This window comes from Streptomyces sp. NPDC058231 (genome assembly GCF_042882275.1).
Lineage (GTDB): Bacteria > Actinomycetota > Actinomycetes > Streptomycetales > Streptomycetaceae > Streptomyces.
This window is the reverse complement of the sequence record NZ_JBHVWN010000068.1, coordinates 1-17,426: the sequence shown is the minus strand read 5'-3', so window position 1 is coordinate 17,426 and position 17,426 is coordinate 1. Positions and strand designations below refer to the sequence as shown.

General features: G+C 67.9%; 13 protein-coding genes and 4 pseudogenes. 7 read left to right on the top strand and 10 right to left on the bottom strand.

The window, feature by feature from the left end:
• Positions 1–23: 23 nt before the first annotated feature.
• Together ACFVXE_RS31340 and ACFVXE_RS31335 are read right to left on the bottom strand one after the other, a co-directional pair.
• Positions 24–896, bottom strand: a complete 873-nt coding sequence (locus tag ACFVXE_RS31340) for a DUF2785 domain-containing protein (protein WP_389676273.1) — start codon at positions 894–896, stop codon at positions 24–26.
• Between the two features lie 14 nt (positions 897–910).
• A complete protein-coding gene (locus ACFVXE_RS31335) occupies positions 911–1,042 on the bottom strand; it encodes a hypothetical protein (protein ID WP_389676271.1) in 132 nt (43 codons plus the stop codon).
• A gap of 632 nt (positions 1,043–1,674) precedes the next feature.
• Here ACFVXE_RS31335 and ACFVXE_RS31330 point away from each other — a divergent pair.
• From ACFVXE_RS31330 to ACFVXE_RS31320, 3 genes are all read left to right on the top strand, one after another.
• Positions 1,675–2,661 carry an Ig-like domain-containing protein gene (locus ACFVXE_RS31330; protein WP_389676270.1) on the top strand — a complete coding sequence of 329 codons (987 nt, stop codon included), beginning with the start codon at positions 1,675–1,677 and terminating at the stop codon, positions 2,659–2,661.
• Positions 2,662–2,793: 132 nt separating this feature from the next.
• Complete coding sequence (locus ACFVXE_RS31325; protein WP_389676268.1) at positions 2,794–3,435, top strand: hypothetical protein; 642 nt, start codon at positions 2,794–2,796, stop codon at positions 3,433–3,435.
• A gap of 324 nt (positions 3,436–3,759) precedes the next feature.
• Positions 3,760–4,188 carry a VOC family protein gene (locus ACFVXE_RS31320; RefSeq protein ID WP_389676267.1) on the top strand — a complete coding sequence of 143 codons (429 nt, stop codon included), beginning with the start codon at positions 3,760–3,762 and terminating at the stop codon, positions 4,186–4,188.
• A gap of 156 nt (positions 4,189–4,344) precedes the next feature.
• On the opposite strand, the pseudogene ACFVXE_RS31315 reads toward ACFVXE_RS31320, so the two are convergent.
• The 3 genes and pseudogenes from ACFVXE_RS31315 to ACFVXE_RS31305 all read right to left on the bottom strand — a co-directional run.
• Positions 4,345–4,467, bottom strand: a pseudogene (locus ACFVXE_RS31315) (IS5/IS1182 family transposase); the annotation flags it as partial.
• Between the two features lie 115 nt (positions 4,468–4,582).
• On the bottom strand, positions 4,583–6,727 hold the full coding sequence (locus tag ACFVXE_RS31310; RefSeq protein WP_389676265.1) for a hypothetical protein: 2,145 nt from the start codon (positions 6,725–6,727) through the stop codon (positions 4,583–4,585).
• A gap of 574 nt (positions 6,728–7,301) precedes the next feature.
• Positions 7,302–7,841, bottom strand: coding sequence for a GNAT family N-acetyltransferase (locus ACFVXE_RS31305; RefSeq protein WP_389676263.1), 540 nt, complete (start codon positions 7,839–7,841; stop codon positions 7,302–7,304).
• 376 nt (positions 7,842–8,217) lie between these two features.
• Between ACFVXE_RS31305 and ACFVXE_RS31300 the strand changes: the two genes are divergently transcribed.
• Positions 8,218–8,370, top strand: a complete 153-nt coding sequence (locus ACFVXE_RS31300) for a hypothetical protein (RefSeq protein WP_389676261.1) — start codon at positions 8,218–8,220, stop codon at positions 8,368–8,370.
• A 278-nt stretch (positions 8,371–8,648) separates the two neighbouring features.
• On the opposite strand, the gene ACFVXE_RS31295 is transcribed toward ACFVXE_RS31300, so the two are convergent.
• From ACFVXE_RS31295 to ACFVXE_RS31280, 4 genes and pseudogenes are all read right to left on the bottom strand, one after another.
• Positions 8,649–9,104, bottom strand: a complete 456-nt coding sequence (locus ACFVXE_RS31295; protein ID WP_389676259.1) for a MarR family winged helix-turn-helix transcriptional regulator — start codon at positions 9,102–9,104, stop codon at positions 8,649–8,651.
• Positions 9,105–9,302: 198 nt separating this feature from the next.
• Complete coding sequence (locus tag ACFVXE_RS31290) at positions 9,303–9,989, bottom strand: NADPH-dependent F420 reductase (RefSeq protein ID WP_389676257.1); 687 nt, start codon at positions 9,987–9,989, stop codon at positions 9,303–9,305.
• Between the two features lie 26 nt (positions 9,990–10,015).
• Positions 10,016–11,047: pseudogene (locus ACFVXE_RS31285) on the bottom strand (LLM class flavin-dependent oxidoreductase).
• The gene (locus ACFVXE_RS31280; protein WP_389676256.1) at positions 11,040–11,951 is read right to left on the bottom strand and encodes an LLM class flavin-dependent oxidoreductase; all 912 of its coding nucleotides are present in this window, start codon (positions 11,949–11,951) and stop codon (positions 11,040–11,042) included. The pseudogene ACFVXE_RS31285 and the gene ACFVXE_RS31280 overlap by 8 nt, the downstream one beginning before the upstream one ends.
• Positions 11,952–12,063: 112 nt before the next feature.
• On the opposite strand from ACFVXE_RS31280, the pseudogene ACFVXE_RS31275 reads away from it, so the two are divergent.
• Positions 12,064–12,830, top strand: a pseudogene (locus ACFVXE_RS31275) (transposase); the annotation flags it as partial.
• A 359-nt stretch (positions 12,831–13,189) separates the two neighbouring features.
• Positions 13,190–14,776, top strand: coding sequence for an ABC transporter substrate-binding protein (locus ACFVXE_RS31270; RefSeq protein WP_389676254.1), 1,587 nt, complete (start codon positions 13,190–13,192; stop codon positions 14,774–14,776).
• A 263-nt stretch (positions 14,777–15,039) separates the two neighbouring features.
• Here the strand turns inward: ACFVXE_RS31270 and ACFVXE_RS31265 are convergent.
• Positions 15,040–15,150, bottom strand: a pseudogene (locus tag ACFVXE_RS31265) (IS5/IS1182 family transposase); the annotation flags it as partial.
• On the opposite strand from ACFVXE_RS31265, the gene ACFVXE_RS31260 reads away from it, so the two are divergent.
• Positions 15,103–16,821: an ISL3 family transposase gene (locus ACFVXE_RS31260; RefSeq protein WP_389676253.1), complete on the top strand. Its 1,719-nt coding sequence runs from the start codon at positions 15,103–15,105 to the stop codon at positions 16,819–16,821. The pseudogene ACFVXE_RS31265 and the gene ACFVXE_RS31260 overlap by 48 nt on opposite strands.
• Positions 16,822–17,426 lie beyond the last annotated feature (605 nt).

Genomic DNA, 17,426 nt, shown 5'->3' with positions numbered 1-17,426 from the left:
GGCCGCTTCGGACGCCGGAGGGGTCACGGTCCGTTCGTCCACGGCGCAATGTTCGCCCTCGCTGGGGTACCGCGCGGCCTTATCCACGTCACGGAGAGATTTTCCGGTATCCGGACGGACGTGACCCAACGTTCTGCGTCGCGCCGATCGAGCGTGACCATGCCGATCATCATCGCGTCGTTTCCGTGCCGCGACCTGAGCGCAGCGTCATTCGATTGGCGTCGAATCGACCTGGGCGCGGTAGCTCTCCCGCTGCGGCCGGAGGGCGTTCTCAGGTGCTGCTGCGCAAAGTCCGGGCGAGCCGTTGCCTGACGGGCTTCCAGGTGGGCGGGGCGGCCTGGGTGGGGGCGGTCGAGGCCGGTGAGGACGTAGAGAGCCCGCAGGGTGTGCAGGGTTTTCGACACGTGAGGCGGTGTGGGGACACCCGGGGGCAGGGCGTGGACGACCGCGTCGATGGAGGTCATCCAGTGAGTGGACTGTTCCGCTGTGATCTGCGGGTGGGTGAGCGTCCGCTCGATCGCGTCGGGGAGTCGCTCGTTCTCACGCTGGGCGAAGAGGTAATCGGTGGGCGTGAGCAGTCGCGCGGATGCCAGATCGAGCATGGCAGCCGGATCGACCTGGGGGTGGCAGCCGAAGGTGCCGAGCAGGTCCGCACCGTGAGCTGCCGCGTGCAGCCAGCCCAGCCGGGCGTCGCGCCCTCGCAGATCCGGCTCTGCCGGATACCAGCGGGTAAAGGCATCGAGCTGTTGTGACGGAAATCGCCGCGGCTGACGATCATGCCCAGTACCAGCGCCGCGGATGTGCGTGCTTCGATCTGCGGATCGTCGAACCGGCGCGCCATCTCGTCGCCGAGCGCCACCCGGCGTTCGACCTGGATGACATCTCGCTCGATCCACGTTCCCAGCACCCGCTAGGGGTGGCCGTCGCGAATCCGTGGGTCGGGGTCCTTGAGACAGGCGGCCAGTTCGGTCGTCAGCTCGTCCAGGCTGCGGTCGGCAGGGGGCGTGCAGTCGTCCGAGTAGATCTTGGTCCAGCTGGTCACCGCGGCAAGGTTACGTTCGAGTGCACCGGTCTGACCAGCGGACATGCGAGGAGCTGGTGGCGACTCACAGCCACTCGCGCCCGGTGAGCCGGGTCATCGGGCGCAGGCCTGGGGCACCTGCCCGGGCGGCCCGCCCCTCGGTACCGTGCAGAGGATCACCGCGCGGCGGGGCTCCACCGGCTGCCGCAGTGCCCGCCGGTGGGCAGCAGCGTCTCCAGCCGGCGCCACTCATGAGGAATCGGATCACCTCACCCACCGTCAGGTGCGCACCTTCTTCATTCGGATCGGCTCGCGCGCGATGTGACTCCAGGCGGACCGGGTCACTTGTCGGACATCCGGAGAGTGTCACGCTGATGCTGACGGAGTGTGAGCATGATGCCGGCTGTCACGCCTCGCGGAGGAGCGGAGCGCGACGCGGTCCTGGCCTCGGTGACGGCCAGGGCGGAGTCGATGGAGGTCTCGGCCGGGGTGAAGCAGCCGGTTGCGCCGGCCCTTCATCGTCCCCGGTCCGGCGGTGCGCAACGAGTCTTGGGATACGTTTTACGCGAGGCGTGCAACTGCGGCCCATGCCGTTGCCGTCTGACAGGGAGTCGGGCCCGTCAGGGCTGGGGAGCGAAAGAGCGGGGCAGATCGTGGGACGGCGCAAAGGCGGCATATGGATCGCACTCGTCACGGGTGTGATGCTGGTGGGCGCGAGTGCGTGCGGCGGGGGTGGCAGTCACCAGGCGAGTGGGGACGACGCAAAGCCGTCGGGCAAGCCGAGCGCGAGTGTCTCGCCGTCACCGACGAAGCCCGCGGGTCCGCCGATGCTGCTGGAGACGATCACGCCACAGACGGGAGCCACGGTCGGTGTGGCCATGCCGGTCTCGGTGATCTTCACGAACCCGGTGGCGGCCAAGGCGCGGGCCACGGTGGAGAAGCACATGAAGGTGAGCGCCTCGCAGCCGGTGTCCGGTGCTTGGCACTGGTTCGGCGACAAGCGCGCCGACTGGCGGCCGAAGGAGTACTGGCCCTCCGGTACGACGGTGAAGATCGATGCCGACATGAAGGGCGTCAGCAACGGCAACGGACGCTACGGCGTGCACAGCTACACGCATACCTTCAAGATCGGTGACGACGTACGCGCGGATGTTTCCGTGACCGGCCACACCATGAAGGTGACCCGGAACAGCAAGGTGGTGCGCACGCTGTCGATCAATGCGGGCAGCGCCCAGTACCCGACGTGGAACGGCACGATGGCCGTCATCGACAAGCAGGAGAAGGTCCACATGACCTCTTGCAGCGTCGGTATCAGCTGCGACAAGGGCAGCCCCAATTACTACGACCTGACGCTGCCCTGGGACGTCCACCTCACCCAGTCCGGCACGTACGTGCACTACTCGACCGGTGACCCGAATCCGGGCAGCGGCAGCGCCCGCGGCTCGCACGGCTGCGTCCACCTGTCCCTGTCGGACGCCAAGTGGTTCTACGGCCAGGTGAAGCAGGGTGACCCCGTCACCATCACCGGCTCGCCGCGTGCCAAGGCGCCGGCAGACAACGGCTACGCCTCCTTCAACCTGGGATGGGACGAGTGGCTCGCGGGCAGCGCGAACGGTGAGGAGCCGACCGCGACGCTGTGACACGTTGCGGCGGCGCCGGTCAGCACCCAATGGTGTTGACCGCGAAGCCGCCGCCGCACTCGTCTTCCAGGGCGGACCGGGAACGGCAGTAATCGTGGTGCGGCGCGAGCAGTCATGCCGCAAACTGCCTGGGTGATCGTTCTGCAGCCCGTCCTGGAGATCTTCGCCCTCGACGGCTTCACACTGTGGCCGGTCGCCCAGAACACGCCGTACGGCTTCCTGCCGCTCAGCGGAAGGCTCGATCGGACCGAGGTCGGCACAGCGGTGATGCGCATCGCCGACTGCAACAACAACGTTCCCGAGGACGACGGTTGCCCACCGCGGCCCGCCGACCCGCTCGGGGGTTTCCTGTACGGACTGCTCACCGTGGACGACCTCTTCGCATCCGGCGGCCTGCAGATCACTGACACCGCAACCGGCGCCACGCTGTTGCCGGGCTGCTGCAACGGGCTGGACGAGAGGCGCGACTGGCTCGAGGTCGTCGACGGCGACGGCTGGGCCTCCTTCGGTCACGACCCGTCTCCGCTCGCTGAACGTCACGACGACGTCGTCCGATTGACCGTCGACGCCGAGCATGACGACAGCCCGGTGATCGAGGTATCCGTCACCGACCTGCGTCGCCTGCTCGCCGGTGCAGAGCGCGACCTGACCGACTTCCTCCAACTGGCTGCCGCTTGGACCTCCTTGCATCTGCCTGACTACGCGCCCTCTGTCGCATCCGCCCTCGGGCGTGCTCTGGACCTGCCCGCACCGGTGATACCGCCGAACCCGTGAGGCTACGTTCCGGAGCGCTCGGATTCATCGGCAGCGGTCTCCAGTGCCCAGGCTGCGGGGACAAGTCCCGTCCATCACGGGACAGCCCTTCGTCGGTGCGTCCGGCCGGCCAAGGGCTGTCCCGCAACTGATCCTTGGGCAGGAAGGTGGTTGGCCAGGACTGGATCCTGCGGACCACCGGTGGGCTCCGCCACCAGGGTCGCGTCGTTCTCGCGGACCGTCCGGTTTGATCACCTGATGTCCTACATGGCCCGGATCGCAGCAGGTGTACGGGTGATCCCGCGTGGAGAAACGAGCGGCAGAGTCCCCTGGTACGTTGCGCCGATGTCAGCGATCAAGAAGTTTCAAGTCACCTTTGACTGCGCAGAACCTGAGCGCCTCGCTCGTTTCTGGTGCGAAGTGCTGGGGTACGTCGTACCGCCGCCCCCGGAGGGGTTTGCCACGTGGGACGATTTCAACTGCTCGCAGCCACCTGAGCAGCGGGATTCATGGTTTTCCTGCAGTGATCCCTCAGGTGTGGGCCCGCGCCTGTACTTCCAGCGCGTCCCGGAGGGGAAGGCCGCCAAGAACCGGCTGCACCTTGATGTGCGGGTCGGCACCGGACTCGTGGGTGAAGAGCGCCTCGCCGCTCTCGAGGCCGAATGCGCACGACTGGTCCCGCTCGGCGCGGTACATGTGCAAACACTGTATGACGGCAATGATTCGTGCATCCCGATGCAGGACATCGAGGGCAACGAGTTCTGCATCGACTGAGCAGTCTCCGAGCCGGAGAGCCGGAGAGCCGGAGAGCCGGAGAGCCGGGGAGCCGGGGAGCGGCCCCCTTGGACTTCTCCGGCCCCGTACGGGGCGGGAGTTGTCCCGTGAGGGCGAACAGGATCCGGTGCCGCGGAGTCAGGCTTCACGGTCGGCCTGGCGTGCTGGGTTCGTAACCTCGCTCCGCATCGCAGTGACCAGCTTGCCGAACTGCCGCGGGCTCAGCCTCGTGAAGGGGGCTGTCCAGGTTGACTCCGACGTCGTGATCAGACGAGGCACGGCAAGATCATGACACCAAGATCAGCCGTTACGGGACAACCCCAGGTGTTCACGTGCAGGACGTGCGGGCCGACAGCCACGCCGGCTGCCGGGGCGGGCGACGGTGCTTGGTCGGTCAGGGAGTTGAGGGGGCCTTGAATGCGGTCATGAGCGCCCGGGCGCGTGTTCGGAGGGCTTCATCCTGGTGGATGATGCGGTCTTCGACTCCCGAGCGGACGATCCGGGCGTCGCCGTCGGCGATCTCGGCCAGTCGGTGCAGGTGGTCTGTGGTCAACGCGGTGAAGCCGAGGGCTTCCAGGGCGTCGCACGCCCCTGTCGGATCGGCGCCCTGTTCTGCAGAGCGCAGGGCCGCGTCGGCGAGCGCGGTGTGGTCCAGCGAGGCGGGGTCTGCCACGGCCATGAGGGCCACCACCGCGGCTGGCGCCTGTACCGGATCATCGAGGACGGCTTCCAGACGGGCGGAGAGCTGCCGCCCGGCCGGGCCGAGGAGCGCCGCCGCGCGGGCGGCCCGCACCACCGACCACCGGGACCAGGGGTTACGTTCGGCGCGGGCGAGTACCGAGTCCAGAACGACGACGGCCCCGGTGGCGTCTCCGGTGACGCGCCAGAGCGCCTCGGCGACCGCCGTGTCCGTGTCAAGCGCGGGCGTGGTGTCGTCGTCGGGCCCACGGAGTGCCTCGCGCAGAGCCGGGGCCAGTGCCGCTCCCCGGGGACCGAGTGTGCCGAGGGTCCCGGCGGCCGCTCTCGGATCGCCGCCGCACCGGAGTTCCTGTTCAAGACAGCTCAGTAGCGACGCGGGCTCGCCGACGAGCGTGTACAGGGCCTTCGCCGCGTGCAGGACTCCCTGCTCGGCCGCCGCCCGCAAGGAGATGACGGCTTGCGTACGATCCGGCGGAGCGCAGGCTTCGGCGACGGACGCGATGGCCCGGGCTGCCTGGCTCGGCCAGCGGGAGAGCGCCGCGCACAGCTCGGGCAACGCCGGCCCGGCGTCGGCGCCCCACTCCGCCAGCAAGTTGGTCAGTTGCCACGGTTCGTTGCCGGTCAGGTCCTCGGGCCGCGAGAGGCGGTCCCGAACCGCGTCGAGGAGAGCTCTGTCGAAGGGGAGGGCGCAGCCGGCCGGCTTTCGGAACCCGCTGGCGGCGTCGAGGGCCCGTGGGCGCCGTCCCATGCCCGCGGCCAGGAGGGGAACCGCCTTGGCGGGCGCGACGAGCACGAGCGCGGCCAGGGCCCGGTCCGCCCGGTCGTCGTCCTCGTGCGGGTTTCGTCCGGCGAGCGGGGCGAGGACGTCCGCGGCCGGTGCGGCGACGCTGCCCAGCCGGCCAAGGAGGGACGCCATGCCGATCACGGACTCCTCGTCGACGGCCGCCGCGCGAAGACCGTGTACCAGTCTCAGCGGGGCACCGCGGGAGAGCATGCAGGCATGGTCGGCCGCCCAGAGGCCTTCGGCCCGTACCTCGGCACGGCCGTCATGCAGAGCCGCGTCAAGCAGGGAGAACGCTGCCTCGCGCTCCGTTCGGCGGCCTCTTCCCAGGAGAGCCTCGATGACCGCGGCCAGCGGTTCGCCGCGTTCGAGGTCAAGGCCGGAGCACAGGGCGTCAGCGGGCAGAAGGGACAACATCGTCGTGTGCAGGGGCTCGGTCCACGGATCGTCCGCGTCGAGGTGCACGAAGACAGCGGCCATGCGCACCTCAGCGGGCTGGGAAGGGTCCAGGGCGGTGGCGGCCGCCACCACTCCTGCCCGCGGGTCGAGCCGGGCGATCCCGCCCAGTACCTCCGCGCGAGCGGTGGGTTCGCATTCCTCCTCCCAACGCGAGCGCAGTGCGGATAGCGCGATCTCGGTCGAGCGGGTGTGGGATATCGCCCAGGCAGCGGTCCGGCGGATGTCCGGATCGGCTGCGGCCAGCAGCGGGAGGAGCAGCGGAAGCTGTCGGGCCACTGCCGCCCGGACCGAGCCCGGCACCAGGCCGTGCTCGTCCTCGCTCTCGGCCATGCCACCGAGCAGCCCCAGGATGTCGGCCGTGTGGTGCCCGGCCGCCGCGATCCTGGCAAGGAACGGCACCACTTCCGTGCTGGCTGAGTAGACCGTCCCCTGGTGCAGCACACACCCGTACAGCTCCGACAGCGCCCCGTCCGCCGCATCGGTGTCAGAGCCGGTCAGAGCATTCAGCAGATCAGGAATGTCCTCCGCACTTCCGTACGCGTGCGAGAAGGAGTGCCAGGGGTGGGAATCCAAGCCGTCGAGCGGAGGTACGAAATCCATACGGAGCATCGTGCCAGCCGCGTCCGACATAGCCTCCAGGGAGCTGACCGCAGAGCTCACCGGCCACGTGGGCGCTCAGCGGCGGCTGGATCCGGACCAACCCTTGCCCGACCGCATCGCGCTGTGGCCGGAAGCGTGCCTGAGCGCGGGCCGCGATGCGATGGCCACGGGAGCACCTGTCGTCCCGGCACCGGCTGGCTGCGTGTGCTGGTCGACTCGGTACGATAGCGGAGACGTTGCTGGAACTCGGCCCAATGATCAGGTCGTTGAGTGCACTCGGCGTCGGTCTGGCAGTGGCCTGAGGGATCCCGCGGTGATCACAGTCGGCCGTACTTGCCCCGCCCCGGCAATGCCCGCCTGCCGACTGTCACGAGGCCGGAGAATTCCTGGACACGACATCGGCGGCCGCTGAGTGCGCTGATGCAAAGTTGCGTCGGGCTGCTCTCCCCTGCGCCTCCCGAGGCTCAGGCGATGTGCCGTCACTGTCCTTTGACGTGGATCTCTTCGTTTTGCAGCTTCGTCCTTCGTTTGGTCTTTCGCTTCGCGGAGTGACCTTTCTTCGCGGGCTACGGGCTCAATCGGAGGGCGCGACCGGGGACCGCAGGCCGAGCCACTGCTCGGCGTCCCAGGCCTGGAACCGCTCTACCTCGGTGAACCCCAGCTTTGCCGCGAGGCGCATCGAGCCGATGTTGGCGGTCTGGGTGGCGAGCACTACCGGCTCGCCGGGAAGGGCGCCGTCGAACCAGTCGAGTGCCGCCGCGCACGACTCGGCGGCGTACCCGAATCCCCACGCTCGCGGCAGGAACAGGTAGCCGAGATCGGCCTTCCCCGCGGCAGCCGGGCGACGGTGCTCCGTTGCTCTCCTGAGCAGGATCTGGCCGATCATCGCCCCGTCGAGATCAACGACGAAACTCCCGGGCCACCGCTCGGGCGTCCCGGGCATCTCGCGCTCAAGCTCGTCACGCGGACGGGGGCCGCCGAGGTAGGTGTGCACCTCTGGCGACGCCAGCAGCTCAATGAACGCCGCTCGGTCCCGGGCCTCGGGCTCACGAAGCACGAGCCGCTCGGTCCTGATCGGGGCAGGGGGCCAGGCGACGGGTCCGAGTTCAGTCATGCCCGCCACCTAATCAGCGGGCTCGGCAGCGATCAAGACTCGCAGACCGATCAAGCCATCGGCCCGGCCCCCACCCTCACCAACGGGGCCGGCCCCAGCAACGCCTGCTGGACGGGATGCCTCCCGTTCGCGGCCTCTGGCTCAACTTCTGTGGTTGGTGACCTCGACCTGGACGACAAGGGGCTGCCTGATGTGCTCGCGGCTTCTCGTGCGGGTGTTCGCCTGCGTACTCTGTGCCGGATGGCAGTCGTTGTGGGAAAGGTACTTGGCGGTTGAGCGGGTAGCGGGGGCCGGCTTGCCTCGGACCCGCCTGCAGAAGTGGGTCGCACGGCATCCTGTTCGCTTCGGTGCCTGCGTAGCCGTTCCCATCAGCCTCGTGGGCCTGTTGTGGGCTGAGGAGCCCGGCTCGGCGCTGGTCGCGCTGATTTTCGGCCCGGTGTTGGGGGGCGTCTACTCCATGACGGTCATCATGGACCGGGCGCTTCGAAGCCGCCTGAGACGGCGTATGGGGCTGAACGAGGAGGACTGACGCCGGCCTGATCAGGCCAACTACCACTCAAGATTTGCCGGCTCCACAGAAGTTGAGCCGGATCCCGTTCTCGTGAACATCGACTTCGGCAGCGACGGGCCGCCTCCCGGAGTGCCGTACATCTGATCTGCTGTCGGGATCGTGAAGAGAACCAGACGTTCCCACCCTCCCAAAACGCAAGGTTGATCTGCACAACTCCTGCTCCGACCGCGCAGACAGAACCTTCATCGCGCTGATCACGGCCACCGCCTCATGCAACCTCCTGCGGCACTGGACGGTCACCGCGGCGCTATGCGCTCCAGCACCTCCGCAGCCGCGGCGATGTCGCAGCCGTCCAGGCGCGAGAAGACGTGGCGACGCACGCTCGCGACATTGGTGGGCCACGCCTGCTTCAGCTGCTTCTCTCCGGCACTGGTGAGGACGGCGAGCCACGCCCGTCCGTCGTCCGGAGACTTCTCACGAATGACCAGCGACTGCGACTCCAACCGGTTCACTACCCGCGTCATGCCGCTCAGCGACAGCCCGCAGATGTTGGCGAGCTCGCTCATCCGCATCTGATTGTGCGGCACCTCGGAGAGGTGCACCAGGACCATGTACTCGGTACCGGAAATCGGATGCTCTACGAGCATGTCCGCGTCAACGACGCGTGGCAGGAGTGTCATTACTCTGCCCAGAGCCCGCAGGAAAGCCTCCTCGTCACGGTTGAGAGGAGCGGTATTCGTCACGTCTGCCATGGCCACAGTGTAAAAGGCGACAGGCAGGTTCGTCTGAGCTTCCTCGGCCGATCAAGATCGTTCCCGAGGGTCGTGCCGCCGGTCCTCTGCACCATAAACGCGCACGGTACGGCCCTGCATGCGATCGAACGCCACTATGGCGGATGCGGCAAGTGCCTGCTCGGAGTGCGGCAGTTGTCGCGAGTGAAGTCGGCCGTGTCATCCAGCGGCGCGGGCCCGGCCGACCGCTCGGCCGCGCTCCGACGCGGGGAAGCGGTCGAGCATGGCCCGCAGTTCGTCGGAGCTGACGTCGGCTCCGAATGGTTCGGTCCCTGGTTCGAGCCGTACGCCCTCGGCGAGCGGGCCGACGATGACAGGGTCGAAGCCGAGAGCATCCACGAGGTGTGCGGTCGTGGCCCGGTCCGCCGGATCGTTCCCTGCGACGGCGATTGCCTTGCGGCCGCGCGCGCCGGCGGGCCGGGCCTCGTCCTCAAGGTCGTGGTAGCCCATGTGGTTGAAGGCCTTGACCACGCGGGAGCCCGGGAGGAAGCCCTGGAGGATCTCGCTGGTGGAGGTGCACGGGTCGGTGAGGTCGCCGCGCACGCCGTCGACCTCCCACCAGTAGTTCATCGCGTCGACGACCAGTTTGCCGTGCAGCGCTTCGACCGGGATGCTGCGGTACTTCCCCAGGGGAAGCGCCAGGATCGCGACGTCCGCCTGAGCCGCCGCCTCCGCCGCGGTGACCGCGGTCGCGCCAGGCGTGAGGACCTCGATGGTGAGCGCGATGTCCTCGGGTGTCCCCGAGCCGGCGATCAGCACGCGAAGACCTGCTGAAAGCGCCAACCGCGCCAGTACGGTGCCTACTTTTCCGGCACCCAGGATGCCTATCGTACGGATGTCATGCATGTCCATCGCCTCTCCAATCCACGACATCAGCCGGCGAGGATGTCACGGACCATGGGAATCACCTTCGTGCCGTAGAGCTCAACCGCGCGAAGGCGGGCGCTGACCGGCTGCGAGCCCGCGGTGTACAAGAGGTCGAACCTGCCGACGCGGAGTCCGCGTACCGCTTGGGCGATCCTGCGTGCGACCGTCTCCGGCGAACCGATGTACATGGAGCCGTGCCCGATCTCGGCCTCGAATTCCTCCCGGCGCACCGGTGGCCAGCCCCGCAGTGCGCCTATGCGGTCGCGCATGAGCCGGTAGCCCGGCCAGAACAGCTCCCGGGCTTCTTCGTCGGTGTCGGCGATGAAACCGGGGGAGTGCATCCCCACCGGATGTGCCGTGGTGCCGAACTGGTCCGCGGCGCGCCGGTAGAGGTCTGTGTAGGGCTGGAAGCGTTCGAAGGAGCCGCCGATGACGGCGAGCATGAGCGGAAGCCCCTAGCGGGCGGTGCGGACGACCGACTGGGGTGAACCTCCGACTCCGACCCAGGTGGTTAGGCGCCCCGACTCGGTGGTCGGGAAGACCTCGGTGCTCTCCAGTGGAGCCCGCACTGTGCCCGACCACGTGACGGGCTTCTCCTCCAGCAGCTTCGCGAACAGCTCCATCTTCTCCTCGAACAACGTGTCGTAGCTGTTGAGGTCGTACCCGAACAGGGGAAACGACTCGGTGAAGGAGCCGCGGCCGAGAATGATCTCGGCCCGACCGCCGGAGAGGGCGTCGACCGTTGCGAAGCGCTGGAACACTCGGACGGGATCGTCGGAACTGAGCACCGTCACACCGGAGGACAGGTGGATGCGCTCGGTGCGCGTGGCGATGCCGGCGAGCACGGTCTCCGGGGACGAGATCGAGTACTCGGGGCGGTGGTGTTCGCCGAGCGCGATGACGTCGACGCCGATGTCGTCCGCGAGGACGGCTTCGTCGACGACCTGCCGGATGGCCCTGGCATGGGAGACCGGGACACCTGAGTCGTCTTCGGGCAGGTCCCCGAATGTGTCCAGGCCGAAAACGAGATCATCCATGGGTGGACTCCTTGGCGAGCAGTTCCCTGACTCGCGGGGCGACTTCGCGGCCCAGCAGTTCGATCGTGCGGGCGCGGGCCTGGCGAGGCAGGTGCATGATGTCGTACTTGAGGTCGAAGCGGTTCAGGTGCAGGTCGCGCGCGGTCCGGGCGATCTTGTGGGCGACGGTCTCCGGAGAGCCGATGAAGAGTGCCCCCTGCTCGATCTCCGCCTCGTACCGTTGGCGGGTCGGCTTGTAGAACCCCCGCTCCTCGGCGGCCTGGGCTACGACCGGCTGCCAGTACCGCCACCAGGTCTCGACCGCTTCCTCGTCGGTGTCGGCGACGAGCCCCAGGGAGTGCTGGCCGAGCGGTTGCGGCTCGTGCCCCGCTTGCTGCAGTGCCTGCCGGTAGAGCTTGACGTGGCCCGCGAACCGCTGCGGGCGTCCGCCGATGAGGGCCATCATCAGAGGCAGTCCGTAGCGGGCCGCACGGATCACGGAGTGCGGGCTGCCGCCCACGCCGATCCAGGTGGGGATACCCCCGTGGCGCATCCGGGGGCGCAGACGTTGTTCGACGAGCGGTGTCCGGAGCACGCCGGACCACGTCACCGCATCCTCCCGCTGCAGACGCATGAGGAGTTCGAGTTTCTCCTCGAACAACTCCTCGTAGTCGGCGAGGTCGTAGCCAAACAATGGGAAGGACTCCGTGGCCGACGCTCGCCCGAGGACGAGCTGGGCCCGGCCGTTCGACACGGCGTCCAGGGTCGAGAAGTCGTGGTAGAGCCGAACGGGATCATTGGTACTCAGGACGGTCACCGATATTCCGAGGCGGATGCGCTTCGTGGCGGTGGCGATGGCGGAGAGCAGCACGGGGGCGGCACTGTCGACGTGGCCCGGCCGGCCGCGAAGGTTGTCGGGCAGCACTGCCCACAACCGTGGCCAGGCCCATTCCAGGTTGCGTAGAGGGTGTGGACACGCGTGGTGGCGTTGTGGAACCGGTCGCCTATCCGCGGCACACCGGTCCGGAACCGGAACTCTCGCGCAGATCCCCGACACCCACCGGCACGGCACCGACATCCTCGTCCGCACCGACAGCGCCGGATCGACGAAAGCCTTCCTCGCCCACGCCCGAGACATGCGGATACGAGGAATCCGCACCTTCTTCTCGGTCGGATACGCGGTCACCGAACCGGTCCGCCGCGCGATCCGGGCCCTGCCCGAACAGGTCTGGCACCCCGCTCTGGACCAGGACGGAACACTGCGTGCCGCGCGTCGGTTGCCGAGCTGACCGGCATGGTCGACCTTGCCGGCTATCCGGAGGGCACCCGCATCATCGTGCGCCGCGAGCGCCCGCACCCCGGAGCCCAACTGTCCCTGTTCGACCAGGACGGGGGCCTGCGGCACCAGGTCTTCCTCACCGACACCCCGTTCGCCAGCGGGGGCTCGGCCCAGTTCCTGGAGGTCCGCCACCGCGGGCAGGCCACCGTCGAGGACCACATCCGGTGCGGCAAGACCACCGGCTTCGGCCGCTTCCCCTCCCGCCACTTCCTGATCAACGCCGCTTGGCTCGAACTCAGTCTCGCGGCCATCGACCTTCTCGCCTGGACCCGCGTCCTCCTGCTGGACGGCGATCTGGCCACCGCCGAACCCAAGAAACTGCGCTACCGAATCCTGCACGTCGCCGCCCGGATCACCCGCAGCGGCCGCCGCCTGCGCCTGCGGATCTCGGCGACCTGGCCCTGGAGACATGAACTCACGGCCGCATTCCACCGCCTGGCCGCCCTGCCTCGCCCCGCCACCTGAGCGACCGCCCTCTGATCACCCGCGACCCGAAGGACCTTGGAGAACCCGGCCCACCGCGCCGGGCCCTCACCATGCCCACCGACCGACACCTACGCGCTCGCACAGCACGTGATCACTGCACAGACCCGGGATGTGGAGACTGCGCCATGGGCGGTGAGACGCGCACCGCGCGACATCTTCTTGCCGGTCACGACGGACCGGCGGAACACGTGGACAAAGGCCCCAAAGGAGTGCCGCCGATCAACTACTGGGCACATAAGGAGGGGCTTCCGCCCCGCCTTTATGATCTACAGGAAGGTGCTCGCCTCCTCGGTTCGGATGCGCAGCCTCCCCGCGTCCAGAAAGCACGAGGCAGTTCGGTGAACATACGCAAGCGGTGGACAAGCGCTCCCATCGGGGCCAGCCTCGCGGCGGCCATGCTGAGCAGTTGCAGCATCCAGTCCGACGGAGACGCCGCTGAGCCCGGCAACTCGATCGTCGTAGGCATGTCGGACGATGTCCTGGCCGCAGATCCGGCCTCGGGTTACGACCCGGGGTCCTGGCTTCTGTTCAACAATGTTTTCCAGTCCCTGCTCAGCTTTCCCCGAGGGGGCTCAACTCCACAGCCGGAAGCGGCGAAGTCCTGCGCGTTCGAGAACGGCAACCGGACCTACCGATGCACGCTCCGCGACGGCCTCACCTTCAGTAACGGCGACCACCTCACCTCGGAGGACGTCAAGTACTCCTTCGAGCGGGCGATCAAGATCAACGACCCTGCCGGTCCCGCGCCGCTGCTCTCCACGATCGCGAAGATCACCACTCCGGACGAGCGAACGGTCGACTTCCAACTCAAGGGTCCCGACGCCACCTTCCCCAGCAAGATCGCCTCGGGTGCCGGTTCCATCGTGGACCACCGCGAGTACCCGGCGAACCGCCTACGCAAGGACGGCAAGGCCATCGGGTCGGGGCCCTACAAACTGAAGTCCCTCGACAAGTCGAAGGCCGTGTTCACGGTCAACGCCGGCTACCGGGGTACAGCGCGGGTGAAGAACTCTGGCGTCACCCTCGACTTCTTCCGGGGCAACCAGAAGAAGCTGGCGTCCGCGCTGCAGAAGGGCGACATCGATGTCGCCTACCGCGGTCTGACCGCACGGGACATCTCCCAGCTGGAGGATTCCACCGCCGCGGCCAAAAAGGGCATCAATGTCGTCGAGGGAACCAGCGCCGAAGTGCAGCACCTGGTCTTCAACATGAAGGACCCCGTGGTTCGGCAGCTCCCCGTGCGCAAGGCCATCGCGTACCTGGTGAATCGTGACGCCCTCGTCAGCGATGTCTACCACTCCACGGCCACCCCGCTGTACTCGATCGTCCCCGCCGGCATCACGGCCCACAACACCGCGTTCTTCGACACGTACGGCGGGAGCCCGCAGCCGGCCAAGGCCGAACAGGCACTGCGTAAAGCTGGCATCACGGGCAAGGTGAAGCTCACGCTGTGGTCCACGCCGAGCCGCTACGGCCCGGCCACCGACGACGCGTTCCGGGCGATCGCCAAGCAGCTCAACGCCAGCGGACTGTTCGATGCGGAGGTCAAGTCCCTGTCCTTCGATCAGTACGAGAAGCGGATCGCGGCCGGCGAACTCGGCGTATACGTGAAGGGCTGGGTGCCGGACTACCCGGACCCGGACAACTTCACCCAGCCGTTCTTCGGCAAGGACAACGTCCTGCAGAACGGCTACGTGAACAACGACATCACCGGCCGGATCATCCCCGACACCGCCGGCCAGGCCGAACGGGGCTCCACCATGAAGGAATTCGGCGAGCTCCAGGAGGACGTGGCCAAGGACCTGCCGATCCTGCCGCTGTGGCAGGGCAAGCAGTACGCCGTGGCGTACGACAACATCTCCGGCCTGGAGTGGACCCTGGACACCTCGACCGTCTTCCGCTTCTGGGAGATCAGCAAGTACTAGATGTGCCGTCTCGGGACCTGGGCCACACGAAGTCTTCGAACGTGAGCTGCTGCGGGATGTGCGTGAGCGGTTCGGGCGGTTGGCCGAGGGTGACGCGGTAATCTCTCCCGACGGTCCGGCTGATCGACGCCGCTACCTGGGCTCAGCGCGACAAAATCGATGTGTGATTGGCCCATCCTGGTCCGCCCCCGCCGCTGGGCCGCGGCGACACGGGGCGTCGGTCGGACACGCCTTCGTCCTCGCTGACCGACTGCTTAGAAGTCCTAACAAAGGCGTTGGACGTGTCGGTGGGTGGTGAGACAGGTGGCGGGGCCGAGGAAAGCTTCGTGGATGTCGTCGCGTCGTTCCCATCGGACGCGGAGACGTCGGAATCCGCACCGTTCTGGGACTCGCTGGTGTTCGACGGGATCGACGAGGTGGACGTCGAGGCGGTTACAGCCGCGTTCGGCACGGTCGAGGTGGTGGCGAGAGGCCGCGCCGCCGGGGCTGCCTGTCCTGACTGCGGCCGCTTCTCGGACCGGGTCCACGACCGATACCAGTGCAGGCTGAAAGACCTTCCGCTCGCTGAGCAGGGCTTTGTGATCCGGCTGACGGTTCGGCGCTTCATCTGCGGGTCGGCGGACTGCCCGCGCCGGACGTTCGCCGAGCCGTTCACGTGGCTGGCCGCCCCGCACGCACGGTTCTCCACACGGCTCAACCGCGCCTTGGAGCGGGTGGGGCTCGCGCTGGCCGGGCGGGCTGGCGCTCGGCTGGCGGCCCAACTGGGTTTCGGCGCGGGACGGATGACCTTGTTACGCAGGGTCATGGCATTGCCCGATCCACGGTTCAGCGCTCCGTGTGTGCTGGGTGTGGACGACTTCGCGATCCGTCGCGGCCAGACGTACTCCACTGTCTTGACCAGCGTCGAAGACCATCGCGTGGTCGATGTGCTCCCGACGCGTGAAGCCGGGCCGCTGGCAGCCTGGCTGACCCGCCACCCGGGTGTGGAGATCATCTGCCGGGACCGGGTGGGCGCCTACGCCGAGGGGGCCCGGCGCGGTGCCCCCCACGCTCTGCAGATTGCCGACCGGTTCCATCTGTGGCAGGGCCTCGGCCGGGCCGTGGAGACCTGCGTCGCCGCCCGTCGCGACTGCCTGCGCAACCCTTCGCCCAGCAGCGAGTTGCCGGAGGCCACCAGAGGGGCTTCGGGTCAACCTCAGGACGACTCGGAGCCCGTCGGCCGGCGGGCCGAGCGGAAGAAGGCAGCACATGCCCTGGTCCACGAGATGCTTACCCAAGGTCACTCACGCCGGGCGATTGCCCGGCACCTGGGCTGGGGTCTCAACACCGTGCTCCGGTACGCGGCCGCCGCACGCTGGCAGGACACCCTCCGTGAAAACCGGCCCCGGTCCAGCAGGCTGGACCCCTACAAACCCTACTTGGAACGCCGATTCGCTGCGGGGTGCACCAGCGTCACCCGACTGCACGGCGAGCTGGTTGCCGAGCACGCTCCCATCACCTACGCCATGGTCCGAGCCCACATCGCTACTTTGCGCGGGACGCCGTCCGCCGCACCGCCGCGGCCGCCGACAGTGCGGCAGGTGACCGGCTGGCTCACCAGGCACCCCACGACCCTGACCGAGGAAGACCGGGCCAGCCTGAAGGAAGTCCTGGCCCGCTGCCCGGAACTGGACAAGGCGGCGGGACACGTCCGCGACTTCGGCGAGATGCTCGCCGACCGCCTCGGCTCCACACTCCCCACCTGGATCGACGCAGTCGATGCCAGCCAGCTACCCGGCCTCACCGGCTTCGCACTCCACCTGCTCAGAGACCTCGACGCCGTGACAGCCGGGCTCACTTTCGAATGGAGCTCAGGCAGCGTCGAGGGCGCTGTGAACCGCATCAAGAAGATCAAGCGGCAGCTCTACGGCCGAGCCGGATTCGAACTACTCCGCAAGATGATCCCTGCTCCAGTAACACTCCGAGACGCCCACCAAGATGGGCGCGACAACCCAGGGCTGAGGGCCATGCAGGTGCCAAGCCGTGTCAGGATGGCCCCATGTTGATCCGAAAGGGCGATGCCGCGTAGGCGGCCCAAGGCCGTCCGTGCAGAGCGTTGGCGGCCCCGATGGCAGTATCCGGTCCTGAGGGTCCCTGGTGTCTCCGCGCGGACTCGTGCAGCGATCCGCCGGGTCGAAGACCAGGAGATGTGGCCCAACGCGGTCGCTCATGCGCTCTCTCGTTTCCAGTGGGCGTTTAAGCAGCCCGGACGGTATCTGAACGCCTCCGAGGTCTGTTCGCCCGGGATAGAAGTGGAAGATGCCCGTGATGACCTGGAGTGGGCGATACGGCACCTTCCTCCCGGGGCCAAACGGGACTTGGGTCGACTGATCACGCGCATTGATGAGGAATTCGAGCGCCGTACCTTGCCCGAGCCCAACAACATCGAGTGGGCAATGTCGGGCTGGTGGTGGACCAGAATGCGTGAACGTTGACGGGCCCGGGCTCGTAACTCTCTCCTACAATCGAACGTCACCGTCACCCTCTGCGACGACTCCCCTAGATCTGTGCCAGAACCGAGATTGGGCAGCAGTTGTTCAGCGCTTCGGACAGCGCCCAGACGGGCTCCCGATTCGAACAGCAAGTAGCCGCAACGAGGGGCGAGGGGGCG